This is a genomic window from Dinoroseobacter sp. S124A, from assembly GCF_049801015.1.
In the GTDB taxonomy this organism is placed as follows: Bacteria; Pseudomonadota; Alphaproteobacteria; order Rhodobacterales; family Rhodobacteraceae; genus Dinoroseobacter.
On the sequence record NZ_JBNAGD010000004.1, the window covers coordinates 450616 to 475844 of the forward strand.

21 protein-coding genes are annotated in these 25229 nt (G+C 65.3%); 15 read left to right on the forward strand and 6 right to left on the reverse strand.

Annotated elements, in window-relative coordinates; translation table 11 throughout:
• Window positions 1-25: 25 nt before the first annotated feature.
• From ACP15I_RS12625 to ACP15I_RS12635, 3 genes are all read right to left on the reverse strand, one after another.
• Window positions 26-1657 (reverse strand): calcium-binding protein, encoded by a 1632-nt coding sequence (locus tag ACP15I_RS12625; RefSeq protein ID WP_424975363.1) that lies wholly within the window; start codon window positions 1655-1657, stop codon window positions 26-28.
• Between the two features lie 482 nt (window positions 1658-2139).
• Window positions 2140-2511 (reverse strand): Lin0512 family protein, encoded by a 372-nt coding sequence (locus tag ACP15I_RS12630; RefSeq protein WP_424975364.1) that lies wholly within the window; start codon window positions 2509-2511, stop codon window positions 2140-2142.
• Window positions 2508-2855 (reverse strand): Lin0512 family protein, encoded by a 348-nt coding sequence (locus ACP15I_RS12635; RefSeq protein ID WP_424975365.1) that lies wholly within the window; start codon window positions 2853-2855, stop codon window positions 2508-2510. The genes ACP15I_RS12630 and ACP15I_RS12635 overlap by 4 nt, the downstream gene beginning before the upstream one ends.
• A 364-nt stretch (window positions 2856-3219) precedes the next feature.
• Between ACP15I_RS12635 and ACP15I_RS12640 the strand changes: the two genes are divergently transcribed.
• The 6 genes from ACP15I_RS12640 to ACP15I_RS12665 all read left to right on the forward strand — a co-directional run bounded on the left by ACP15I_RS12640 (window position 3220) and on the right by ACP15I_RS12665 (window position 9245).
• Complete coding sequence (locus ACP15I_RS12640) at window positions 3220-4623, forward strand: hypothetical protein (RefSeq protein ID WP_424975366.1); 1404 nt, start codon at window positions 3220-3222, stop codon at window positions 4621-4623.
• 585 nt (window positions 4624-5208) lie between these two features.
• The gene (locus tag ACP15I_RS12645) at window positions 5209-5877 is read left to right on the forward strand and encodes a cupin domain-containing protein (protein WP_424975367.1); all 669 of its coding nucleotides are present in this window, start codon (window positions 5209-5211) and stop codon (window positions 5875-5877) included.
• Window positions 5877-6560, forward strand: a complete 684-nt coding sequence (locus ACP15I_RS12650; protein ID WP_424975368.1) for an SDR family NAD(P)-dependent oxidoreductase — start codon at window positions 5877-5879, stop codon at window positions 6558-6560. Before ACP15I_RS12645 ends, ACP15I_RS12650 begins: the two co-directional genes overlap by 1 nt.
• 3 nt (window positions 6561-6563) lie before the next feature.
• Window positions 6564-7637, forward strand: a complete 1074-nt coding sequence (locus ACP15I_RS12655) for a flavin monoamine oxidase family protein (RefSeq protein WP_424975369.1) — start codon at window positions 6564-6566, stop codon at window positions 7635-7637.
• Window positions 7627-8229, forward strand: a complete 603-nt coding sequence (locus ACP15I_RS12660; protein WP_424975370.1) for a TetR/AcrR family transcriptional regulator — start codon at window positions 7627-7629, stop codon at window positions 8227-8229. The genes ACP15I_RS12655 and ACP15I_RS12660 overlap by 11 nt, the downstream gene beginning before the upstream one ends.
• A 197-nt stretch (window positions 8230-8426) precedes the next feature.
• On the forward strand, window positions 8427-9245 hold the full coding sequence (locus ACP15I_RS12665; RefSeq protein WP_424975371.1) for a DUF2189 domain-containing protein: 819 nt from the start codon (window positions 8427-8429) through the stop codon (window positions 9243-9245).
• A gap of 43 nt (window positions 9246-9288) precedes the next feature.
• On the opposite strand, the gene ACP15I_RS12670 is transcribed toward ACP15I_RS12665, so the two are convergent.
• Window positions 9289-10224, reverse strand: a complete 936-nt coding sequence (locus tag ACP15I_RS12670; protein WP_424975372.1) for a LysR family transcriptional regulator — start codon at window positions 10222-10224, stop codon at window positions 9289-9291.
• A gap of 111 nt (window positions 10225-10335) precedes the next feature.
• Between ACP15I_RS12670 and ACP15I_RS12675 the strand changes: the two genes are divergently transcribed.
• The 8 genes from ACP15I_RS12675 to ACP15I_RS12710 all read left to right on the forward strand — a co-directional run bounded on the left by ACP15I_RS12675 (window position 10336) and on the right by ACP15I_RS12710 (window position 21769).
• Window positions 10336-12762 carry a GcvT family protein gene (locus ACP15I_RS12675; RefSeq protein WP_424975373.1) on the forward strand — a complete coding sequence of 809 codons (2427 nt, stop codon included), beginning with the start codon at window positions 10336-10338 and terminating at the stop codon, window positions 12760-12762.
• 166 nt (window positions 12763-12928) lie between these two features.
• The gene (locus ACP15I_RS12680) at window positions 12929-13837 is read left to right on the forward strand and encodes a LysR family transcriptional regulator (RefSeq protein WP_424975374.1); all 909 of its coding nucleotides are present in this window, start codon (window positions 12929-12931) and stop codon (window positions 13835-13837) included.
• 95 nt (window positions 13838-13932) lie between these two features.
• Window positions 13933-16020, forward strand: a complete 2088-nt coding sequence (locus ACP15I_RS12685) for a hydantoinase/oxoprolinase family protein (protein ID WP_424975375.1) — start codon at window positions 13933-13935, stop codon at window positions 16018-16020.
• Window positions 16017-17726 (forward strand): hydantoinase B/oxoprolinase family protein, encoded by a 1710-nt coding sequence (locus ACP15I_RS12690; protein ID WP_424975376.1) that lies wholly within the window; start codon window positions 16017-16019, stop codon window positions 17724-17726. The genes ACP15I_RS12685 and ACP15I_RS12690 overlap by 4 nt, the downstream gene beginning before the upstream one ends.
• On the forward strand, window positions 17723-18949 hold the full coding sequence (locus ACP15I_RS12695) for an NAD(P)/FAD-dependent oxidoreductase (protein WP_424975377.1): 1227 nt from the start codon (window positions 17723-17725) through the stop codon (window positions 18947-18949). The genes ACP15I_RS12690 and ACP15I_RS12695 overlap by 4 nt, the downstream gene beginning before the upstream one ends.
• Complete coding sequence (locus tag ACP15I_RS12700; RefSeq protein WP_424975378.1) at window positions 18949-19722, forward strand: HpcH/HpaI aldolase family protein; 774 nt, start codon at window positions 18949-18951, stop codon at window positions 19720-19722. The genes ACP15I_RS12695 and ACP15I_RS12700 overlap by 1 nt, the downstream gene beginning before the upstream one ends.
• A complete protein-coding gene (locus tag ACP15I_RS12705; protein WP_424975379.1) occupies window positions 19719-20933 on the forward strand; it encodes a pyridoxal phosphate-dependent aminotransferase in 1215 nt (404 codons plus the stop codon). Before ACP15I_RS12700 ends, ACP15I_RS12705 begins: the two co-directional genes overlap by 4 nt.
• Window positions 20930-21769 (forward strand): NAD-dependent epimerase/dehydratase family protein, encoded by an 840-nt coding sequence (locus tag ACP15I_RS12710; RefSeq protein WP_424975380.1) that lies wholly within the window; start codon window positions 20930-20932, stop codon window positions 21767-21769. The genes ACP15I_RS12705 and ACP15I_RS12710 overlap by 4 nt, the downstream gene beginning before the upstream one ends.
• A 66-nt stretch (window positions 21770-21835) precedes the next feature.
• Here the strand turns inward: ACP15I_RS12710 and ACP15I_RS12715 are convergent, their stop codons facing one another.
• Complete coding sequence (locus ACP15I_RS12715) at window positions 21836-22321, reverse strand: flavodoxin family protein (protein ID WP_424975381.1); 486 nt, start codon at window positions 22319-22321, stop codon at window positions 21836-21838.
• Window positions 22322-22517: 196 nt separating this feature from the next.
• Here ACP15I_RS12715 and ACP15I_RS12720 point away from each other — a divergent pair, with 196 nt between their 5' ends.
• Window positions 22518-23507: an aldo/keto reductase gene (locus tag ACP15I_RS12720; protein WP_424975382.1), complete on the forward strand. Its 990-nt coding sequence runs from the start codon at window positions 22518-22520 to the stop codon at window positions 23505-23507.
• A gap of 65 nt (window positions 23508-23572) precedes the next feature.
• Here ACP15I_RS12720 and ACP15I_RS12725 read toward each other — a convergent pair whose 3' ends face one another.
• Window positions 23573-25204, reverse strand: a complete 1632-nt coding sequence (locus tag ACP15I_RS12725; protein ID WP_424975383.1) for a pyridoxamine 5'-phosphate oxidase family protein — start codon at window positions 25202-25204, stop codon at window positions 23573-23575.
• Window positions 25205-25229: the final 25 nt, after the last annotated feature.

The window sequence follows — 25229 nt, forward strand, 5'->3', positions numbered from 1 at the left end:
GGGTGAGGACCGAACCCGGGTTCGGTCAGGCGATCAGGAACATGTCGGCGGTGAAATCGGCGACCGCAACATCCTCGAAGGTGATGAGCTTGTTGTTCAGCGCCAGTTCCACGTCATCGCCCGTCTGGGACAGGCTGTCCAAGAGGTTGGCCTCGGTCACATCCGGGTCGTTGGTAAAGAAGGCCAGCTGGTCGATGCCGACTTCGAAATCGAGGATCACGTCGACGCCCGCGTCCTCCTGAAAGAAGACGAACGTATCCGCCCCCTCGCCGCCGCTCATGGTGTCGTCGCCCGACCCGCCGCGGATCACGTTGTCCGCGTCATTGCCGGTCAGGATGTCATTGCTGGCCGTGCCGGTGACGTTTTCGAAGTTGATGGCGTGACCGTCCGGGCCCGCACCATTGTCGATCTCGATCACCCCGGTGGCAAGGTCCACACTGACCGGCCCGGAGGCCGCACCGAGGTCGAGCGTGTCGACACCCGCGCCGCCGTCGAGGTCCAGCGTGATCGCATTCACCACATCGCCCTCGAGGACTGCGGTGTCATCGCCGCCGCCGAAATTGGTCTCGAGCGTTTCGGTATTGCGGATGTCGAGCTGGAAGAGCCCGTTCACCGACTGGTCATTGACCTCGACGCGGGCGAATTGCACACCCTCGGCGCTGGTCGCGAAGGTGGCCACGTCCTTGTTCTGCAGGTCCGTATTCACGAGATCCGTATCGAAATTGACCTGAACCCGGTCCTCATCCGCGCCCCCGTCGAACAGGTCCGAGCCGTCCCCGTTGTTCCAGATGATCGTGTCGTCCCCGGCGTCGCCCTGAACCGTGTCGCCGCCCTTGTTGCCGATCAAGGTGTCGTCTCCATCGCCGCCCAGGATCCGGTCATCGCCTTTCCCACCGGAGATCACGTTATCCGCGTCGTTGCCGATGATCTGGTCGCCGCCCGCGGTGCCGATCACGTTCTCGAACCCGATTGCCTTTGAGGTTTCGACCGCAGGTCCGAGGTCCAGACCTTCGAGGTCTTCGGGCGCAATGACGCCATTCGCGAAGAACACGTTGTCGACAAAAGCGCCGCTGTCGAGATTGACCGAGATGTTGCTGGTGATGCCGCTGAAATCGAGCGTGTCGATGCCTGCGCCGCCATCGAGCTGCAGCCGGATCGCGTCGAGCACCCCGTCGCCGATAATCGCGGTGTCCTTGCCACCGCCAAAATTCGTCTCCTTCACTTCGGTTTCGCGGATATCGAGTTGGAACAGACCCCGCTCGGTCTGACCGTTCAATTCGATCCGGGCGAACTGGATCCCGTTTTCGGTCGTGGTGAAGGCCGCCACATCGTCGTTTTGCAGATCGGTATTCACAAGGTCGGTGTCGAAATTCACTTGCTGGCGGTCCGTGCCGTCCCCGCCGTTCATCAGGTCCGAGCCGTCCCCGTTATTCCAGACCAGAAGGTCATCGCCCGCGCCGCCGAACATCCGATCGTTGCCGGTATTGCCGATCACCACATCGGCGCCAAATCCGCCAAAGAGGCTGTCGGCCTCTGCGCCGCCAGAGATCTTGTCATCGCCGAACAACCCAAAGGCAATGTCCTTGCCGTCGGATCCGAGGATGTGATCGCCTTTGACAGAGCCAAAAATAAGCTGAAAAAGTGTAAGATAAGACATTGGGGTCTCCGTTCTGGTATTGTCCTCAACACATGCCCGCCGACCTCTCAGAGGCGCTCTTCTGCGCGTGGAGCCGGCCAAGTGTGCGGTGGTCGCGAGAGCGCGCGGAACGGTTCAAAAGTTTTTGCGATTTTTTGGGCTGCGGCGTTGCCGGGGCAGTTCTGACCCTTGAAGTCGGTTCGACCCTTTGGCAGGCGCGTGGTGCGCAGCGAGGATGCCCGTCTACCGACGGTGTCTCTCGCCTGCAGTGCCAGCATGCTCACCTATGCGGCCATCGGACCCCATGTGGAAAAGAGGCGGCTGAGTGGAGTGAAGATCGATGGCACGCGGGCTCGTGTTGAAAACCGCGCGCCGAACGCGGCGGCCATCGGATCGCGGCTGGGATCCGGGACCATGCGCCTGTCGCCGCTGAATACGGTGGAGGGGTCCGGCGCTAGATCGCGCTGGAAACGCGTGGGGTCGAGCGTTTCAAAAGGCGTCCCTTAGCCAGCCTCGCCTTGTCGAACCCACCCGTCCTGTCTTGGCAAGAAGGCCTCCACGGACGCGCTTGCGATCACGATCAGGCCGCCTGTCTCGGGGTTGGGGACGTTGAGCCCGCCCTTGACGGCGCGAACCGTGACCCGCCCCCTTGGGAGCTTCGTTGTCAAAGCCTCGCAGTCCACGGCCTCGGGCTCCTGAACGCCGACGGTCACCTGAACCCGCATCTGGTCGTGAGACAGGCCCACGGCCTCGAAGATCGGCAGGGCAGAATGGCGGATGGCGTCTTCAATCGCGCGCGCGGCCGCTTTCGTATGGTCTTGCCCGTACTGGTCGTTGCCCATGCCCATTTCAATGATGAAGCGCTGTTCACTCATTGCGCAGGCTCCATGTCAAAGCTGACCGAGAGGGCGACATTGGCGATGATCGTCGGATTGCCCGAGCCCTCGGGGCGCGGGATGTCGAGCCCTCCCGTGGTGACGTGAAACTCCGTCTGGCCGTAGGGAAAGACCTTTTCGAGCTCTGCGATCTCCACAGCGCCCGGGTTCTGCACCCCAACATCGACGCGGATCCGCATATCGGTTTTCTCGAACCCGAAAAGCTCCGCCAGGTTGATGGAGTTGTGCCACAGGGCGTCCTTGATGCCGCGTTTCACGGCCTCCGTATAGTCACCGCGCCGCAGGGAGGTGCCAATCCCGAATTCGGTAATCAGTCTTGGCATCAGTCAGCACGTCCCTTGCTGCAGGATAAGAGATGGATGAGCACTCGTTCGACCCGACATGCTCCGGTGTGCCAAGCCTAGCGGCTTCAAGACAAACTGCAATCATGGCGCCGAAAGTCGATGATCCGGGGCGGCCTTGATCCGCAAACATCTCGTCCGCCCCGCGACGAGTATCTGCGCCCATGGCGGATATCGCGCGCGCCGCCGTCGCAGCCGGAGCCACGCGATGAAAGGCCGGAAGGGTCCGCAGATGAGACGCTCAAAATGATCCGGAGCAAGGCTTGGCGTGCACGTAATCGTCCCTGGGCAAGTGAGGGCGTCCAAAGCCGAAGTTTTTGAACCGTTCGCGGCACTCGCACGACCTTTGAGCGATCCGGCCTGCTGGTCGATCCGCAAACACCAACGCATAAAGGCAAAAGACATGGCAAAGACATCGAATGCATTGATCGAGGGTGGCGACGGGTTCGGCGACCCGGTTGCGCTGTTCACTCCGGACCAATCCCGCACGGAAAACGCACCGAGAGCATGGCCACAGGCCCTTTCCAGGACAGTTGGCTCGCAACGGTTTGCACGCGCCATCGAACAGGCAAGGCAGACCATGTCGCTGGCACCGTGGCTTCAGTACAGTGCCAATCCGGACTTGGAGCAAGCCGCCGCCGAACGACAGCTCAAGCACCAGATCGCCGCCGCGCTGGATCAGGGATTTGTCCTGCATGACCCCTGTTTCCCCGAGTTTGCCCGGCTTGATAAGCACAACCAGTTTGGCTTGGTGAACCCGGACAACCTCTATTTCCTGGCCAGTATCGAAACGCCCGGGAGCTACGTGATCTCCGGCAAACGGGGAACCAGCGCTGACCTGCAGATCCAAGTGGGCGCAGGTGAACCGGGCTTTGACCCAAACCTTACGAGCCCGATCCCGGTCAGCGAACTGGACCTGAGTGCCTTGTCGGTCAAACGGAACGGCGAATTCACCCTCCTCATCAGTGACACCCAGCCCTGTGACCTCAAGCGCGGGGAAAACTGGCTTTGCAACACCAAGGGAGAGCTTCGCGCGAACAGCGTCCTGATCAGAGAAAGCCTGATGGACTGGGACACAGAGACGGGCGGCACGTGGCGGATCGAACGCGTTGACACCGTGGGCAAAAGAAACCCACTTCCGACCCCTGAGCTGGTGGACCTGCAATACGAACGGGCGGCGCGCTATCTCACCGGCTCAACGACAGGTTGGATAAAATTCGTCGAGCAACTCAGGGTCAATCTGCCTGCCAATCACATCAGTGCACCGCGCAAGACCGGGCAAGGCTTGCCGGGGCAGTTCAACTCCGCTGGTCATTTCCGGATGCGCCCTGACACGGCAATCCTCATCACGGTGGAGGAATCCGACGCGCGGTATCAGGGCATCCAACTCGGCGATCTCTGGTTCAACGCCCTCGATTTCCGCCGCCGGCAAACGAGCCTCACGACGAAACAGGCGTATCAAAGCGAGGATGGCAAGTACCGCTTCGTGATCAGCGCGGAAGACCCCGGATTTGAAAACTGGCTGGACCCAGCTGGCGCCTCCACAGCTTTTGTTTTCATGCGCTGGCAAGGCATCCCGCACGGCCCGGGAGAAGACCCGAAGGCACCAAACGCGCCTGGCAGCCAAGTCTTGACGTTTGATCAGCTTGCCGAAGAGCTGAAATGCGAACCTGTTTTCTCGCCAGAACAACGAAGAGCTCAACTCGCCGCTCGCCACGTGAGCGCGATGAAGGTTCCCCGAGGGTTTTGATGACCTCGAAGACTGAGGGATGCGCGCGTGTATCCCCGACAGGACGCAGCGTGAAGACCACCGCGCAGCACGACAAGCGTCGCTAACATCGCCCCTCTTGAGACAGTGTTGCGCGATGCCCTGCCGGGCAGTGGTCAAAATCATGTCCGGCGGGCTGAAAAATTGGCGGCGCGTCGCCGCCCCGAAGGCTCATCGACCTGCGGGGACTGTGCGGCGCGCTCCAAACGCCAGTCCGGCATGTCGTGACACCCCGCATGTGCCGACGGGGCAGATGACAGGGACAATCCGACTGCCCCGCTGCCGAGCCGCGGCTCACTTGCCTGTGAGCCCTTGCCAGATGCTTCGAAACAAAGTTGCACCGAATCTCTACCTAGTGGTAGGTAGGCTTCATTGGGGTGGAGAAACAACTGGAATCGAAATCCGGGGCGCACATGCTGTGGCGGATCCGCATGGGGTTCGGCCGCTCGCCAGCATCGCTGATGCCACCGACGCCGTTTCGACGCCCTGCGCAGCGCAGGCAAGACAACCGCGTACCGGGGCAGGGCGACGCAGACAGATGAAACGCCATCTCGAAAGGTCAGGGCCATGGAATTGAACGCAGATTTTACGCAGCGCGTGGTCATCCACTCCGATCAGCTGGACTGGGCGGCCTCGCCGATGCCGGGCGTCGACCGGCGCATGCTGGACCGTATCGGCGGCGAGGTTGCGCGGGCCACGACCATCGTGCGTTACGCGCCGAACAGCAAGTTTTCCGCCCACACCCATACGGGTGGCGAGGAATTCATCGTGCTGGGTGGCGTGTTTCAGGATGAGCATGGCGATTTTCCCGAAGGCACCTACGTGCGCAACCCACCGACCAGCGCCCATACGCCCGGGTCCGATGCGGGGTGCACGATTTTCGTCAAGCTCTGGCAGTTCGACATGGCCGATCGCACTCAGTTTCGGAAATCCATGGCGGATGAGCTTGCGGCACCGGTGGATGGCGTTGCGCGTGCCATTCTCCACGAGGATCCGCGGGAAATTGTCAGCTATAGCCATCTCGATCCGGGCGCGACCTTGCGCGATGCGGCGGAGGGCGGCCTCGAACTGCTGGTGATCGCGGGCAGCCTGACCGAGGGCGGGGATGTGCTCGGCAAAGGCGGCTGGCTGCGCCTGCCCGAGCGGCAGCCTCTGGTCGCCGAGGCAGGACCGGAGGGCGCAAAGGTCTGGATGAAAACCGGCCATTTACGCTACGCCAAGCCGCCGGCTGTCTGATGGTGGCGCAGAACCGACTGGCGCTTGTTGCCGGGGCGGGGCCGGGATTGGGTCAGGCGCTGTTGGCGCGCTTCGCCGCCGGCGGGCTCACCCCGGTTGGTCTCGGACGCACGCGGCCGGATCAGACCAACGGGGCGTTCCACGCGCTCGACCTCGCCGATCCGACAGCCGTCGCGCCGGTGAACGCAGAACTGATGGCCGAGCACGGTCCGCCTGCGGTCGTGGTGCACAATACGGCGGAGCTTGTGATCGCACCCTTCGCCGACACCACGCTGGAAGATCACCAACGCTGCTGGAGCTCCATGGTGCAAACGGCCATCGTGCTGGCTCAGGCCACGCTGCCGTCCATGGCGCAGACCGGGGGCGGGGCGTTCCTCGTTTCCGGGGCCACGGCCTCGCTCCGGGGTGGGGCGCGCTTCTCGGCCTTTGCCATTGGCAAATTTGCGCTCCGGGGGCTCACCCAGTCTCTGGCGCGCGAGTATCAGACCGCTGGTGTGCATGTCTGCCACGTGATCCTCGATGGCATCATCGACACCGCGAGATCCCGCGACCGGCATGGCCTGCAGCCGGGCAAGATGATGCAGCCCGCCGATATTGCCGAGGCCTATTGGCAGCTGGCCGGTCAACCCAGATCCACATGGACGCATGAGTTGGATCTGCGTCCCGCAAGCGAGGTGTTCTAGTCGATGACCACCCTGATTATCGGCGGCGGGCTCTCCGGTCTTGCCTTGGCCGAACGGATGGAGGCCGAGGGCCGGGATTACCTGCTGGTGGAGGCCCGTGATCGGTTCGGCGGGCGCATTCTGACCGAGCATGTCGGGGCAGGGGCGTTCGACATGGGTCCCGCCTGGTTCTGGCCGGGACAGCCGCGCATCGCCGCGCTGATCGACCGGTTGGGCTTGGAGAGGTTCGATCAGGTCTCTGACGGGATCCTGACCTTCGAGGATGAACAGGGACGCGTGCAACGGGGGCGCGGCTTTGCCTCCATGGAAGGGTCCTGGCGGCTCAAGGGCGGGCTCGGCGAGGTGACGGATGCGCTTGCCAGCCGCCTGCCGACGGGGCGCAAGCGCCTGTCGGCGCAGGTTGCCGCGCTGGACCAGACGCCGGAGGGCATCGTTGCGACCCTGTCCGCGGCGCAGACCCTGAGCGCGGCTCAGGCGGTGGTCGCGCTGCCGCCCCGTGTAGCGGCGGGGATCCGCTATGCCCCCGCGCTGCCGGAGGACGCGCACGCGGCCCTGCGCGGCGTGCCCACTTGGATGGCGGGGCAGGCCAAGGCGGTGGCGGTCTATGACAGGCCCTTCTGGCGCGATCAGGGACTGTCCGGCGACGCCATGAGCCGCCGGGGACCGATGGTCGAGATCCACGACGCCTCCCCGGACCGTGGCGGTCCCTATGCGCTGTTCGGGTTCATCGGTGTGCCGCCCCAGGCGCGCCGCGACGCACCGGCTCTGCGCGCCCATCTGCTGGCGCAGCTGGAGCGGTTGTTCGGCGCGCAAGCGGCCACGCCGCGAGAGCTGCTCGTCAAGGACTGGGCGTTTGATCCGCTCACGGCCACGCAGGCGGATCACGCGCCGCTCCATGCGCATCCGAGCTATGGCCCGCCCGGCGCCCTGGACGGCCTTTGGCAGGGCAGGCTGCAGTTCGCTGGCACTGAGATGGCGCCGCAATTCGGGGGCTATCTCGAGGGCGCGCTCGAAGCGGCAGAGATCGCCTTCGGCAAGCTGGACGCCACATCCGGAAGCCGCGCCCATGCGCACTGACACGAAAACCGCCCTGTTGGTCTCTGCCGAACGTGCGGCGCGGGCGCGCGGCTTCGACGGGTTCAGCTATGCGGATCTCGCCGCAGATGTGGGTATCCGCAAGGCGAGCATTCACCACCATTTCCCGAGCAAGGCCGCCCTGGCCGTCGCCTTGATGGCGCGGTACCACGCGGAGCTCGAAACCGCCTGCGCCGGGATCGACGCGACCCACGAGACCGGGGGCGCACGCCTGACCGCGCTGATCGACCTCTACCGGCGCGCGCTGGATGAGGGCAGACGTCTCTGTCTCTGTGTTTCTTTCTCGACCAGCCGCGACAGCCTGCCGACCGAGGTGGTGGGGCAGCTCCAGCAGTTCCGTCAGATGATGCTGGGCTGGATCGCGGATGTCTTTGCGCGGGGCCAGCAGGACGGGACGATTGCCGGGGTCAAGGACCCCGAGCTTGAGGCCGCCGCGACCTTGCCGCTTCTCGAAGGGGCCCATCTCGCCGCGCGGGCGCAGGAGGATGCGTCACTCTTCGATGCGGCGGTGCGGATGCTGGCGCAGCGGGTCCAGGGCGCGACCGGCGGGGCGGAGGCCTCTGGCCAAGCATAGCGCCCCGCCTTGCGCAGCGAGGCGGGCGCCCACCCCATGATGCGCCCATGGCAGCCGGTCACCGCGTCGGGCGCAGGCCGCACTTGCCCTGAGGCCCGTCCCTATGCACACTCGACCATGAGGCAGGGATGTCCGGTCTCCCGCAGGGGCTTTGTCGAACAACGCCGCGCGGTGCCATGCTTTGGGAGGAGTGTGCCATGACATCCAAAACCACCGGAACGACGCCATCGGCCCCGATCACACCGCAGGGGCAGGGGTTGCCCGAGGTCAACACCCTGACGGCAGAGGACATCAAGGCGTCCCTCAAGGCCGGTTTCGCGGACTTTCTCGCGCGCCCGGTCATGAGCGGGTTTTTCGGCCTCTTCTATGCGGTGTTCGGGATCCTGCTGGTCTGGTGCTTGGTCTGGCTGGGCAAGATCTGGATGATCATCCCCGCCGTGATCGGCTTTCCGCTGGTGGCACCCTTTGCTGCGGCGGGCCTCTATGAGATGTCCCGCCGGATGCAGCGGGATGAGGGGTTCGGCTGGTCCGAGATCCTGACGGTCATGGCGCGGCAGCGCAAACGCGAGATGGGCTGGATGGCCTTTGTCACGCTCTTCATCTTCTGGGTTTGGATGTACCAGGTGCGGCTGTGGCTGGCGATCATCCTGCAGGATTCCTCCTTTTCGGATTTCGACGGCTTCCTGCACATCGTGTTCTTCACCTCGCAAGGCTGGACCTTCCTCGCCATCGGAACCTGTGTCGGGGCGTTTCTGTCGGCTGTCCTGTTCACCGTCACCGTGGTCGCCATGCCGCTGCTGCTGGAGCGAGAGATCGACTTCATCTCGGGCATGCTCACCTCCATACGCGTTGTGACGGAGAACCCGGTGGTGATGCTCTCCTGGGCGGCGATCATCTCGGTCACCATGCTGCTGTCGCTGGTTCCGGCGTTTCTCGGCCTGATCTTCACCTTGCCGATCCTGGGGCACACCACCTGGCATCTCTACCAGCGGGCCGTCGCCCCCATGGGGGAGTAGCGGACCCTGCGGCGGGGCGCAGTCCGCGACGGAACGCGCCGCGCTAGTCGCGCGGTGAGATCCGGAGCCGGGCGGCATCCTCGACGCTGAAAAAGCCCCGCAGCTCGTCCACGAACATCCTGACCAGGCGGCGCGGGTTGTCCGGAAGATGGCCCAGCACGATCTTGAAGGGCTCGATCGCCGGCTGCAGCGGAATGGCGGTGACCCGGTCGCCCGCATAGGTGATGTTGGTTTCGGTCACCATATGCAGCACCGAGCAGCCGATCCCGTCGCCCACAAGACTGCGCACCATCTCCAGCGAGGTGGCGGTTGCGACGACCCGTGGCGCCACCCCCGCCTGATCGAACTGGGTGGCGTAGTATTCGCTGATCACCGGCAGATCCAGCAGCACGAGGCTCTGATCCGCGAGATCCGCCAATGACAGGCTGCGCCGCGCGGCGAGCCCGTGATCCACGGGCAGCAGCACATAGGCCGGAACCTCCAGCAGCGTCTCATAGGTGATCCCGGGCTTCATCGCATTGGCGACGCAGACGATCACGTCATAGATCCCGGACAGCAGCCCGTCCTGCGCGCTCTGGGTGTCGCATTCAAAGAATTTCACGGTGACGCCCTCATTGTCGGACATCATCTGACCAAGGATCCTGGGCATGAAGGCGGGGGCCGCCGGGGCGTAGTAGCCCACGCGCAAAGTGCCGGTCAGCTGCGAACGCATGTCGCTGCCATCCCGCATCAGGCTCTCATACTCGTCCAGCAGGCTCTGGATCTTCGCCTCCATCTGCTGGCCTGTGGCGGTCAGGGAAATGCCCGTCGCCCGGCTTCGAATGGTCAGCTGCAGCCCGAACGCCGCCTCGACCTGATTGATCGCCGTATGCACCGCCGAGGGGACCACATTCACCACCCGCGCCGCTTCGGTGATGCTGCCGACACGGATGGCGGTCATGAAATAGCGGAGCGCCTTGAGGCTGACATCGGCGGGCATTGGGGATCCTGAATTCTGATTTTCCGAATATAGTATTCCAATCATTGTGTTTCATGAAAGACGTGATTGCGTGGATACTCGCCTGGATTTGTCAGCAGGAAAGAGTCCCCCATGCGCAGTTCAGCAAAAGTGGTCATTGTCGGCGGTGGTGTGAGCGGTCTGTCCGCCCTCTATCATCTGACGCTGGAGGGCTGGACAGATGTCATGCTGTTGGAGCGGAACGAGCTGACCTCGGGCACCACATGGCATTCCGCAGCGCAATGCCCGCAACTGGCCTTCAACCAACTTCTGCTGCTTTTGCGGAAATACACGATCGGGCTCTACAAGGAGCTGGCCGAGGATCCCGATTACCCGATCAACTACCACCACCGCACCGGGGGGATGCGGCTGATCACGGATCAGGACAATATGGACGCGTCCCATCATATCATCTCGGTGGCCAAGGGGCTGGGGATCGAGTTTGACCTGCTGGATCCGGCCGAGGCAGTGCGGCGGAATCCTCTGATCAACCAGGATGGATTGCTGGGGGCTCTCTGGGACGATCTGGACGGGGATATCGACCCGGCGCAGCTGTGCCAGGCCCTCGCGCGGCGGGCCCGGAAGGCCGGGGCCGAGATCACGCGCAACTGTCCTGTTACGGGGCTGATCCAGAAGCCCAATCACGAATGGGTCGTGCATACGGATCGGGGAAATGTCGAGGCCGAGCATGTCGTGATCGCCGCCGGCTACCGGGCCAACGAGGTCGGTGAAATGCTGGATATCACCTATCCGGTGATCAGCCTCGAGCATATGTATTTCGTCACCGAGGATATCCCCGATCTGCTGGCGCGCGACACCCGCGTTCCCATGGTCCGCTGCCCGCGCGACACCTTCTACATGCGGCAGGAAAAGAAGGGGCTGCTGGTCGGCATCTACGAAGAGGACTGCAAGACCTTCGGGATGGACGGCATCGATCCGGATTTCGTCAACGCGCTCTGCCCGGATGATCTGGACCGCCTGCTGCCCAAGATGGAGCCGATCTTCGAACGGCTCCCCTGCCTGCAGGAGGTGGGCATCAAATCAGTCGTGAACGGCCCGATCGCCTATGCCGCCGATGCCGGACCGCTGGTGGGAAAGCAGCCCGGGCGCCGCAACCTGTGGTCCATGAACGGTATCCGCGTCGGGATCGGCGAGGGGGGCGGCTATGGTAAGATGCTGGCGCAGATGATGGTGCATGGCGAGACCGAATGGGACAGCTGGCAACTGGACCCGCGCCGGATCACCAGCTTCGCCAATACCGAATACACCGCGCTCAAATCCATCGAGGACTACCAGATGGAGTTTCAGTGGCACCTGCCCCATGAGCACCGCCCCGCCGGTCGCCCGGCAAAAACCACGCCGCTCTATCCGGTCCTGCAGGCGCAAGGCGCGGCCTTTGGCGTGGTCAACGGGTGGGAGCGGACGAGCTTTTACAAGCCGAGCTCCGACTTTGTCGAAGAGCACAGCTATCATTTCTGCAACTGGCACGATGTCGTGGCCGCCGAGGTCGCGGCGGTGCAAACCCGTGTCGGCCTCGCCGAGCTGTCCGGGTTCAACCGGTTCGAGATCACAGGGCCACGCGCGGCGGCCTGGCTCGACAGCCTGACCTGCTCTAAACTCCCCAAGAGCCCGGGGCGCGTGGGCCTGTGCTATTTCCTCAGTTGCAACGGCAATATCGACGCCGAGGCGACCGTTGTGAAGTTCAGCGAGGACAGGCTCTGGTATTGCTCGGCGGCAGCCGCTGAAGACCATGACATGGATTGGCTGACCGAGCGTCTGCCCTCGGGCTCCGACATTCGGATCACCAGCCTGACCAACACCCATACGGTTCTGATCATCGCGGGCCCCCAGGCGCGCGCCCTGATGGACGCTGCCTGTCCGCGCACCAGCTTTGCCCAGGCCGATTTCCCATGGATGACCGCCCGATCCTGTTTCGTTGGTCATGTGGAGGCGATGGTCATGGCCGTCAGTTTCTCGGGGGAGCAGGCCTTCGAGGTCCATATTCCCAATATCCAGTTGCACGCGGCCTATCTGGCCCTCACCCGCGCGGGCGAGGCCCATGGGCTCGCACATTTCGGCATGTACGCCATCGAATCCATGCGCATGGAAAAGGGTTACGGCCATTGGAAAGGCGACTTCATCACCGAGTTCAACCCGATCGAGGCCGGGCTGGAGCGGTTCGTGGATCTGTCCAAGTCATTTCCCGGCAAGGCCGGGCTGGAGCGTCAGATCGCGCTGGGCAACCGGCGCAATCGGGTGTTGCTCGCGCTGGACAGCACGACCACCCCGGCCCATGCGGGCGAGACGGTCTTTGACGGGGACAAGCCGGTGGGTACGATCACCTCCGCCGCCTGGGGATACCGGGTCCGGCAGAACCTCGTCATGGCCTATGTGGATCCGGCGCAGGCGGGGATTGGAACAGAGCTCTCCGTTCTGTTGATCGGGCAGAAAACCGGTGCCACCGTGGTCGCGCCCTGCCTCTATGATCCCGAGCACGCCATCCCACGCGGGCGCGCCTAAGGTCCCACCCGTCCGGTCTTGATCGGCGCGCCGGGCGACACGCCCACGCGCCGTGGGGCAGGGGCGGGCAACCACCTCTGTTGCGATGGCATCGCCTCGGGCCGTCGCGCGCGCTTTCGCGCAGGATCCCGTTGCATGATCAGTAAATCTGATCATCCTGATCCGCATGATAAAGAGTCAGATCACCCTAAAGCAGTTGGAGGCCTTCGCCTTCGTGGTCGATACGGGCACCTTCCGGGCCGCTGCCATGGCGCTGGGCACGACCCAGCCCAACATCTCCTCTAGGATCGCGGCGCTGGAAGGGGCCCTGGGTGTCACGCTGCTCTATCGGGATGCAGGGTCCGTGCGGCTGACCGCCCGGGGGGCCGAATTGCTGGAGCGCACGCGGGATGTGCTGCGCGCGGGCGAAGCCTTGCTCGAAGCGGCGGGCCAGCAGGCGCTGATCGAGGAGCGGCTGCGGCTCGGGGTGACCGAGCTTGTCGCCTGCACCTGGCTTCAGCCCTATCTGCGCCTGCTGCGGCAGGCCTATCCGAGCCTGCGGGTCGAGCTGCAGGTGGATCTCTCGGACCAGATCGAAGAGCGCTTGCGCGAGGGGCAGCTTGACCTCGCGCTGCAGAACGGACCCTTCGCCTTTCAGGCAACGGGGGAGCGGGTGCTCGCGCAGGAGGCCTATCTCTGGGTCGCGGCACCGGACCTTGCGGCCTCGCTGGCCGAGGGGCGTTCGGTCGCCCGGTTCTTCGACAGCGCGGTCATCACCCATGCCCGGCAAACCACGGCGGGGCGCGCCTTGCATACGCTGGCAACCCAGCACGGCTATGATCCGAGCAAGATCGTGCATTCCAGCTCGCTCTCGGCCTGCCTGCCGCTGGTCCGCGAGGGGATGGGCGTGGCACTTCTGCCGGAGGCGCTGGTGGCGGAGGACGTGGAAAGCGGTCGCCTCCGGGCCCTTGCGGCCGACTGGACGGCGCCGCCGCTGGCCTTCTTTGCCCGGTTCAACGCCGACCGCGCGCCGCGTTTCGTGGAAAAGGCCTGTGATCTGGCGGCGTCCCTCCGCCCGCCGACCGTCCAAGGATAGGGAAAATTTATCAGGTGGAGAAAATCAATTGATTTGATTTCTGCTCTCTTCCGGTCCCTTCTTCCCATGCAAGACGGGTGCAGGCGGAAACACGGATGAAGGATCAATCGATCAGGCTGGGCGTCGATATCGGGGGCACCTTCACCGATGTGGTGCTGGAAAAGGCGGGCGTGCCCGTCTCGGTCAAGGTTCTGACCACCTATGCCGCGCCCGAAGATGCGATCATCGACGGAATGCATCAGGTCTGTGCCAAGGCGGGGATCACGCCATCCCAGATCGAGCAGATCATCCATGGCACCACGCTGGCGACCAATGCCCTGATCGAGCGGCGCGGGGCGAAGACCGCGCTGATCACCACCGAGGGGTTTCGCGATGTGATCGAGATGCGAACCGAAAGCCGGTTCGAGCAATATGACCTGAACCTTACCCTGCCGGAGCCGCTCTTGCCGCGTCAGATGCGGTTCACCGTGCCGGGACGTGTGGATGCCAAGGGGCAGATCCTCGTGGATCTGGACCGCCGGGATGTCGAGGCCGTGGTGGACAAGATCGCCGAGGCGGGCTTCACCTCGGTCGCCGTGGGGCTGATCCATTCCTACCTCAACCCGACCCATGAGCTGCTGGTGCGCGAGGTGCTGGCCGAACGCCTGCCAGAGGTCGCGATCTCGATCTCATCCGAAGTATCCCCGCAGATGCGCGAGTACGAGCGGTTCAACACGGTGGTGGCCAACGCCTATATCAAGCCGCTCATGGCCTCCTATCTCGGTCGGCTCGAAGACCGTATGCGCGGCGAAGGCGTACAGTGCCGGATCTTCCTCATGCATTCGGGCGGCGGCATCATCTCGCTCCAGAACGCGGCCGAGTTCCCGGTGCGGCTGGTCGAGAGCGGCCCGGCCGGTGGCGCGGTCTTCGCAGCGCATATTGCGGCGCGCTACGGGCTCGACAAGGTGCTGAGCTTCGATATGGGCGGCACCACGGCCAAGATCTGCCTGATCAAGGATCAGACCCCCAAGACCAGCCGCGTCTTCGAGGTCGCGCGCACCTATCGGTTCAAGAAGGGCTCTGGCATGCCAATCTCGATCCCCGTCATCGATATGGTCGAGATCGGTGCCGGGGGCGGCAGCCTTGCCCATGTGGACGGGATGCGCCAGATCCGGGTGGGCCCTGAAAGCGCGGGGTCCGAGCCCGGTCCGGCCTGCTATGGGCGCGGTGGGACGCGGCCCGGGGTCACGGATGCGGATCTGGTCCTTGGCAAGCTCGATCCGGACAATTTCGCGGGCGGCTCGATTGCCCTGCACCCCCAAAGCTCTCGCTCGGCGCTGGCGGACCATGTGGGCGACAATCTGGATATGGACCCGGTCGAGGCGGCCTTCGGCGTGGCCGAGGTTGTGGACGAGAACATGGCCAATGCCGCCCGGGTCCATGCGGTGGAGAATGGCGAGGATCTGTCCGAGTATACGATGATCGCCTTTGGTGGCGCGGCCCCGCTGCATGCCGGACGGCTCTGCGAAAAGCTCGGGGTGACGCGCCTTCTGGTCCCGCCCGGCGCGGGCGTGGGCTCGGCCATCGGGTTTCTGCGCGCGCCTTTCAGTTTTGAGGCCAACCGCTCCGTCTATATGCGGCTCAGCGATTTCGATCCGGGCCGGATCAAGCAGTTGCTCCTTGATCTGAAAACCGAATCCACCGGGTTTGTCCGCACCTGCGACGCGGTCAGCCCGATCCACTGCGCGTTCAAGGTCTATATGCGCTACGCGGGGCAGGGCTGGGAAATCCCGATCACGCTGACCGAGGCGCAGGCCATGGCCCCGGAGGCCGCGACCTTCGAGGCCCGGTTTGAAGAGGACTATGCCAAGCTCTTTGGCCGCCCGGTCGCCGGGATGGATATCGAGATCACGGTCTGGTCCGTGAACGCCACCACGCCCCCCGAGACGGTGGCCCCCATCGCGGCGGCGGCGGGTAATGGGCTGGCGCCTGTGGTCGGATCCCGGAGCCTCTTTGACGCGGCCTCCGCGCGCTATCTCGAGGCGCAGGTGATCGACCGCAGCGCCATGGAAACGGGCCAGCGCGCCCCGGGGCCCGCGGCAATCACCGAGGCGGAGACCACCATCATCATACCGGCCAGCCGGGAGGCCATCCGCCAGCCCGATGGCTGCATCGATCTTGTGACCAAGGGAGCTGTCCAATGACGAAAGAGCACTCCAGGGTCGCCTATCAGGTCATGTGGAACCGCCTGATCTCGGTGGTCGAGGAACAGGCGCAGGCCTTGATACGCACCGCGTTCTCCACGTCGGTCCGCGAGGCGGGCGATCTCTCGGCGGGGGTGTATGATCCGCAGGGCAACATGCTGGCCCAAGCGGTCACAGGGACACCGGGGCATGTCAATGCCATGGCGGATGCGGTCGCCCATTTCATCCGCCGGATCGGGCGGCAGAACATGTTCGAGGGCGATGTCTACATCACCAATGATCCCTGGGAGGGGACCGGTCACCTGCATGACATCACCATGGTCACCCCCTCCTTCCACAAGGGCGTATTGGTCGGCTTCTTCGCCTGCACGGCGCATATCGTGGATATCGGCGGGCGCGGTTTCGGCGCGGATGCGCAAAGCGTCTACGAGGAAGGGCTCTATATCCCGATCATGAAGTTCGCGGAGCGCGGCAAGGTCGATGAGACCCTTGTCCGCATCATTCGCGGCAATGTCCGCGAGCCCGATCAGCTGATCGGCGATATCTATGCGCTGGTGACCTGCAACGAGATCGGCCATCGCCGCCTGATCGACATGATGGAGGAATTCGCGCTCGACGACCTTAACGGGATCGCGACCTTCATCCTCGACAATTCCCGCCGCGCCACGCTGGAGGCGATCGCGGCCCTGCCGCAGAAATCGGCCAGCGGCGAGATGACCATGGACGGCTTTGACACCCCGATCACGCTGAAGGTCACGGTCCGCGTCGAGCCGGACCGGATCATCACCGATTTCACCGGCACCTCTGGGCTGGACCGCAAGGGGATCAACTGCCCGCTGGTCTATACCAAGGCCTATGCCTGCTACGCGCTCAAGGTGGCCATCGCGCCCGAGATCCCGAACAATGCCGCCTCTCTGGCGCCGTTCGAGGTGACCGCGCCCGAAAACTCCATCGTGCATGCGCTCCATCCCGCGCCGGTGGCCTTGCGGCATATCGTCGGCCATTTCGTACCCGACGCGGTCTATGATGCCTTCGACAAGATCGTGCCGGGTCTGGTCCCTGCCGAGGGGGCGGGCTGCCTGTGCAATTTCCAGGTCAGCCTGCGGCCGCGCTCGGATGCGCCCGCCCCGCCCGATGCGCGCCGGTCCGAGGTTCTGACCTTCAATTCCGGCGGATCGGGCGCGCGCCCGGCCCATGACGGGATGAACGCCACCGCCTTTCCCTCGGGGGTGATGACCATGCCCATCGAGGCCACCGAGCATGCAGGCCCGGTCATCATCTGGCGCAAGGAGTTGCGCCCCGATAGCGGCGGCGCAGGCAGGACCCGGGGCGGGCTCGGGCAATACATGGAAGTCGGCGCGCAGGAGGGGCATGAATTCGACATCCAGGCGATGTTCGACCGTGGCCAGCACCCGGCCCGGGGCCGCCGTGGTGGGCAGGACGGTGCGCGCACCACCATCGCGCGCAGCGATGGCGCCAGCATGCAAGTGAAGGGCAAGCAATTCGTCCCCCATGGCGCGCGCGTCGTCATGGCCTTCCCGGGGGGCGCCGGCTATGGCGACCCGTCCGAACGGCCCGTGGATCAGGTCAAACGCGACCTCGCACGAGGTTATATTTCCGACAGGATCGCAGCGGAGGACTATGGCCTCTCCGCCGAAGAGATCGCTGCAATTCATCAGGCCGTCGCGAAGGGAGAACCCCTGTGAGCACCCAAACCCCGGCACAGCAAAGCCCTGCGCAAAAGAGCTATGACGTGGTCATCATCGGGGGGGCGATCATGGGCGCCTCCACCGCGTGGTTCCTGTCGGACAATGCCGATTTCGACGGCTCTGTCCTGGTGGTCGAGCGCGACATGACCTACGAGACCTGCTCGACCACCCACACGAATTCCTGCATGCGCCAGCAATTCTCGACCGAGCTGAATGTGCGGATCAGCCAGTTTGCCGCCGATTTCGTCAAGAATATCAGGACCTATATGGGCGGAGACACGCGCGTGCCCGAGCTCGGCATCCGGTCCTTCGGATACATGTATCTCGCCGATACCGAGGCCTTTGCCGATGTCCTGCGCAGCAGCCTGAAGGTTCAGCAGGCTGCCGGGGCCGCAACGCAGCTGATGACGCCGGACGAGATCCGCGCCGCCTATCCGTTCTACAATGTCGAGGACGTGGTGCTCGGCTCGATCAACCTCGTGGATGAGGGCTATTGGGATGGGGCTGCGGTCAATGACTGGTGGCGGCGTCAGAGCCGCGAGCGCGGGGTCGAATGGATCCAGAACGAGGTGGTCGCCATCACCCGCAACGCGGCAGGCACCCGGGTCGAGAGCGTCACGCTCGCCTCGGGCGAGGTGATCGCCTGCGGGCAGGTGGTCAATGCCTCCGGCCCGCGGGCCGCGCGCACCGCCCGCATGGCGGGGATCGATGTGCCGGTCGAGCCGCGTAAGCGCTATTCCTGGGTGTTCAAGGCCGAGCAGCCTCTGGATCGCGACCTGCCCCTGACCATCGACCCCTCGGGCGTGCATGTCCGCGAGAATGGCGGCGGGACCTACCAGTGCGGCGGACATGCCGAGATCGATCCGGCGGTGGCGTATGACGACCACACAATGGATCACAGCCTGTGGGAAAGCCATGTCTGGCCCGTGCTCGCCACCCGCATTCCGCAATTCGAGGCGATCAAGGTCCAAAGCGAATGGGCGGGCCACTACGCCATGAACACCTTCGATCACAACGCCATCATGGGGCCCCATACGGAGCTTGCGAATTTCATCTTCCTCAACGGCTTCTCCGGTCACGGGTTGCAGCAATCCCCGGCCATGGGGCGTGGCACGGCGGAATGGCTCACCTATGGCGGCTACCGCGCGCTCGACATGACGCCGTTCCACTTCGAGCGCATCCCGGCAGGTCGCCCGATCATCGAGACGGCGGTGATCTGATGGAGCTTCCCGCCAACCGCTTCACCCGCGCGATTGCAGCGGGGGAGGCGCAGATCGGCCTTTGGATCAGCCTGTGCAGCAATCTCGCCGCCGAGGTCGTCGCGACCGCAGGGTATGACTGGGCGCTGATCGATATGGAGCATAGCGCCAACGACTATTTCAGCGTGCTGAGCCAGTTGCAGGTGTTCGCGGCCAGCCGCACAACCCCGCTGGTGCGCGTCGAATGGAATGATCCCGTGGCGGTCAAGCGCCTGCTCGATCTCGGGGCGCCGGGGCTGCTCTTTCCGATGGTCCAGACCGTGGCGGAGGCCGAGCGCGCCGTTGCCGCCACGCGCTACCCGCCGCGGGGCATGCGCGGTGTCTCGGGGGCGACGCGAGCCACGGCCTTTGGCCGGATCCCGGACTATGCGACCCGCATCGAAGACGAGACCACCATCCTGCTGCAGCTTGAAACCCGTGCCGCCCTTGCCCGCGCCGAAGAGATCGCGGCGGTGGACGGTGTCTCCGGCATCTTCTTCGGGCCCGCGGACATCGCGGCGGATATCGGCAAGCTGGGCCGACCCATGGATCCGGAGGTCTGGGCCCTGATCAAACCCGCCGCGCAGAAGCTGATCGCCCGAGGCATGCCCGTGGGCACGCTGGTCATGGACCCGGCCTTTGCCGCCGAACTTTTGAACGAGGGCTTCACCTTTGTCGCCATCGCGACCGATACGGGCCTGCTGGCCCGGGCGGCGGATGCGGCTCTGGCCCAGACCAAGGGCGCCCTGGAATGAGTTTCGCGGCCGCGCGCCTTGCGGCAGTGAATCCCTCGGCCTCGGCCTGGGTCAGCCAGGCCGCGCGCGAGGCCCGCGCCCGGGGGCAGAACATCATCGATCTCGGTCTCGGCGAGCCGGATTTCGACACGCCGGACCACATCAAGGCCGCCGCCCATCAGGCAGCACTGGCGGGCGAGACGAAATACCCGCCGACCCAAGGCACCCACGCCATGCGGCAGGCCGTGGTCGGCAAGCTCGCGCGCGAGAACGGCCTGAGCTACACGCCGGAGGAGGTGATCGTCTCGAACGGTGCGAAGCAGGTTCTGTTCAACGCGCTCATGGCCACGCTGGAGCCGGGGGATGAGGTCCTGCTCTGTGCGCCCTATTTCGGGCAATACAAGGATATCGTTCTGCTCCTCGGGGGCAGGCCGGTGCCGATCCCGTGCCCGGCAGAGGCCGGGTTTCGTCTGACCCCGGCGCAGCTCGCCGGGGCCATCACCGCCAAGACCCGCTGGCTGCTGTTCAACCAGCCGGGCAATCCGTCCGGTGCGGTCTATTCCGAGGATGAGATCACCGCCCTTGGCGCTGTGTTGCGGGCGCATCCGCGGGTCCTCATCCTGTCGGACGAGATCTATGAACATATCCTCTTTGACGGGCGCGTCTTTCGGTCTTTCGCGGCCCTGTGCCCGGATCTCAGGGACCGGACCCTGACGGTGAACGGGGTCTCCAAGGCCTATGCCATGACCGGCTGGCGCATCGGCTATGGCGCGGGACCGGAGGCACTGATCGCGGCCATGACCAAGGTCCAGAGCCAGATCTCTTCCGGGGCCTGTTCGATCGCACAGGCAGCGGCGGCCGCTGCGCTGACCGGGCCGCAAGAGTGCGTGCGCGCCTTTTGCGCGGCCTTCGCCCGGCGGCGTGATCTGGTTGTGGCCCGTATTGCAGACATCCCCGGCCTGACGCTGGACCCGCCGGGCGGGGCCTTCTACGCGCTGATCGGTTGCGCGGCCCTGATCGGGACCAGATCGCCGGAGGGCGAGACGCTGGCCTCCGACGCGGATGTCACCGCCTATCTGCTGCGCGCAGCCGGGGTCGCCGCCGTGCCCGGCAGCGCCTATGACCTGTCACCGTTTTTCCGCATTTCGACAGCCGCCTCCGACGCGGTGCTGGAGACCGCGCTGGATCGTATCGCGCGGGCTGTCGCTGACCTGAAAGGATTTCGCCCATGAAGAAACTCGTGCTCACCGGTGCTGCCGGGCGTCTCGGCTCCTATCTGCGCGGGCCGCTCGCACAGCTCTGCGAGGAGTTCGTCTCCTCCGATCTGGCCGAGAGCGTGTCGGATCTCGCCCCGAACGAGACCTATGTGCAGGCGGATATCACCGATCTCGACGCCATGGTCGCGCTGCTGGAGGGGGCGGACATGGTCATCCATTTCGGCGCTGTGGGGGACGAGGCCCCGATGGAGGTGCTCTGGGGGCCGAATTTCTACGGCGCCTACACGGTCTGGGAGGCCGCCGCGCGCAACAAGCTGCGCCGGGTGGTCTATGCGTCCTCGATCCATGCGGTGGGCATGCACAGGAAAACCGATTTCATCGGCATCGATGCCCCCCACAAGCCCGACACGTTCTACGGCCTCGCCAAATGCTTTGCCGAGGATCTCGCCTCGCTCTACTGGGACAAGCGCGGGCTCGAGGCGGTCTGCATGCGGATCCTGTCCTGCGCACAGGTCTCCAACAGCCGGGCGGTGGGCAGCTGGCTGAGCTATGACGACCTCGTCCATCTGGTGGAACGGGCGATCTCGACGCCGATCACCGGGTTCAGCATCGTCTATGGGGTCTCCAACAATGACCGCGCCCCGGTGGACAATGCCAAGGCCCAGCATCTGGGCTACCGACCCAAGGACAATGCCGAACAGTTCGCCGAGGCGATTTATGCGCAGGACGGCCCGCTCGACCCCCATGACCCGGCCAATACCCACCATGGCGGGCCCTTCGCCGCGGTGGAGCTGGGCAATAGCGGCGTCGCACATCTCAATCTGAACGCGGAGGATACGGCGAAAGGCTGAGCGCATAAGCAAGCCGCCAAACTTCCGGCGGCGGGGCACCGGCGTCGACCACACCCGTCAGGCCAGTCAGAAGACCCCCATGCTGAGCCCGGCCCCGAGGGCGGCCCCAAGGTCGCGGCACCGCGACAGGTCTGTTTCGGGGATGGTCTTGGCGGCGAGGATGGCCTCGGGCGTCTGGGCATGGGTGCAGATGATCAGCGGCTCCTGCACCTGCCGCAGCCGCCAGCCCTGGGCGATGCGCGCGGTCTGGCGCGCTGCGCCCGCGCCGTCGGATCCGGCACAGATCATCTGCGCATAGGGCCGGCCCTCGATCTGACCCAGCACCGGGTAATAGCAGCGGTCAAAGAAATCCTTCATCACCCCCGACAGCGCGGCGAGGTTCTCGGGCGCGCAGAAGATGTACCCGTCCGCCCTCAGCAGGTCCTCGGGCCCGGCCTCCGCCGCCGGGATCAGGGCGGTGGCGATTTCGGCGCGCGCGCCCTGTTCGGCAGCCTCGGCCATCTGCCGACTGCCGCCCGTGCGGGAGTGATAGACGATCAGGATCCGGGCCATGGCACCTGTGTAGGTTGCCCGCCCTTTGCCCGCAACGCCGAAGGGGGCAGGCGATTGGCTGCCCCGCACGACAGGGCAGGGGCCCCGCCGCCCGGACTGCGCCTCATAGCGTCCCGTTTTGCCATCTCTCGCCATATACGGGCCCGGCTCCGGGCGTATAGGCTGGGCGCATGTCAGGATCTGGGAGGACAGGGACATGGAAACGCGGGAAGTCGGGCAAACGGGCCTTCGGATCGATACGCTGGGGCTGGGCGGCGCGCCGCTTGGCGGGAACTTCGTGGACCTGACGGATGATGACGCCAAGGCCCTGGTCCAAACCGCCCGGGCGGCGGGGATGCGGTACTTTGATACCGCGCCCTGGTATGGGTTCGGACGATCGGAGCGGGTGATGGGCGATGTCCTGCGCGGCACCGATTACGTGCTGTCGGACAAGGTCGGGCGGCTTTTGAAATCCGGCGGCGTTGCGGATCCGATGGCGTTCGGGATGGTCGATCCGCTGCCTTTCCACGTGACCTATGATTACAGCTATGACGGCATCATGCGAGCCTTCGAGGACAACCTGCAGCGTCTGGGCCTCGACCGCATCGACATCCTGCTGGTCCATGACATCGGCACCATGACCCATGGCGCCGAGAATGCCCGCCATCTGGAGGATCTGACCCGGGGCGGGTATCGCGCGCTCGACACTCTGCGCGCCTCGGGCGCGGTCACGGCCATCGGGATCGGGGTGAACGAAAACGCTGCCTGCATGGACGCGCTGCAGATCGGGTCGTGGGATGTTTTCCTGTTGGCGGGCCGCTACACCTTGCTGGAACAGACCGCGTTGAACGCGCTCTTTCCGGCCTGCGCGGCGGCGGGGACGACGATCATCTGCGGCGGGCCGTTCAATTCTGGCATTCTCGCCGGGCGCGACACCTGGAACTACGCCAAGGCGCCCCCCGAGATCATCGCGAAGGCGCGCAAGCTGTCTGAGGAGGCAGACGCGTTTGGCATCCCTCTCGCGGCGGCGGCGCTGCAGTTCCCGCTGGGCCATCCCCTTGTCACCTCGGTCATCCCCGGGCCCCGTGACGTGGCCGAGCTGCGGCAGATCCTCGACTGGGTCGAGACCCCCATCCCCGCCGCGTTCTGGGACAGCCTGCGCGCCAAGGGGCTGCTGGCGGAGGGCGCGCCGGTGCCCGGCCCTTAGGGCGAGTGATTGCGTAAGGGCGGTGCGCCTGATCCGCCCGCGCGTGTCCGGCGCGGGGCGGCGGGTCAGCTCGCCGGGCCGAAGCTTTCCGTGTGGATATGCGTCAGGGGAACGCCAGCAACCTCCAGCCCGTGACGCAGGTCTGCGACAAAGCCCGTCGGCCCGCAGAGCATGTACTGCGCCTCCGGCCCCAGCGCGAGATCGCCAAGGGTCTGTGCGGTGATCCGCCCCGCGATGTCATAGTCGCGCCCCCGCTGGTCCCCGGCCCGTGGGCGGCTGAAATGGGTTTGCATCTGCGCCGCCCCATGGGTGCGGGCGAGAGTCCTGAGCTCTGCGCCATGGGCGTGATGGGCCCCGTCCCGCGCGCCATGGAGGAACCAGACAGGCCGCTGCGGGCTCTGCGCGGCCAACTCGTGAAGCATGGAAAGCATCGGCGTCAGCCCGATCCCGGCGCTGACCAGAACCACCGGGCCGGACCCGTCTGGCAGTAAAAACCCGCCCGCTGGACTGCGCGCCCGCAACCGGTCCCCGATCCGCGTCACATCATGCAGATGCCGGGAGGCGAGGCCCTGCGCCTCGCGCTTGATGCTCAGACGGTAGGTCCCGGTTCCCGGCGCGCCGGAAAGCGAATAGGTCCGCCGGACCGGGCCGCGCTGTCCGGGGATGTCCAGCTCGATCGGCAGGTACTGCCCGGCCCGAAAGCCGGGAAGGGGCGCGCCATCGGGGGCGGCCAGCTGGAAGGAGGTGATGTCCTCGGCCTCCTGCTGTTTGTCGATCACGACCAGCTCCCGCAGATCCGCGACATCGGCCTGCCACCGCAAGGACAGGGCAGCGGGCCGCTCCAGTACGGCCTCGACATGGATATCGATCATGCGCAGCGCGTTCGGATCGCCGCTGTCGCGCGCGTCCCAGTCGATGCTGGCGCGTCCGGACAGATGCAACAGGCCGCCGGTGTCGAAATCCACGAAGACCAGACCGATGGCGGGGTTTTCGAGCAGATTGCCGATGGTGTTGAAGAAATTGTTACCCGCATAGTCCGGGATCCGCAGATGCCGGTCGCCGATCACCTGCACGAAGCCCGGCGCGCCGCCGCGGTGGGAGGCGTCGAACCCGTTGGACGGGTGCGTGCCCGCGCGGCTCTGCCCCGTGCCGATAAAGAGCGTATCCGCAGCGCGGATCCGGGCGATCTGTTCGGGGCTCAGGTCCGAGCTGGCGCGGGCCGGGGAGGCCGCGCGCGGCGCGACCCGGTGCCAGATCCGCTCAGAGATATATTGCGGGCAATTGCCGAAGCTCTGCCGCACGTCGATGGCAAATCCCGCCCCGCGGCGGCGCGCCACCCCGCTCAGGCGGTTGCGCCGCCGTGTGGCCAGCTCGATCCCCAGAAGACCGACCTCCCCGCCCTGCGCGATGCGTTCGGCCAGCGGATCCTGCGGGTCCGGGCGGGCATCGACGGTCAGCGTTGCGGGATCCGGCGAGCCTATGAAGCCATCGGGACCGTCGAGCAGGGTCACCCAATGGCGTCCGGCCCCATCGTCACCGGCGAGCACGAGAAAGGGCAGATCCGCAAAGAAGCTGCGATGCTGCGCCGGCATGAACGGGCGTATGAAGCCCGCCACGCGCGCGGCAAGGCCCGTCACACCGGCGCGGGTCTGGGCGCTGTGCTCTCCGGGATGAAAGGGGGTGGTCGCAAGCGCCATGGGGTGTCCTTTCTTCGCTGAGGGC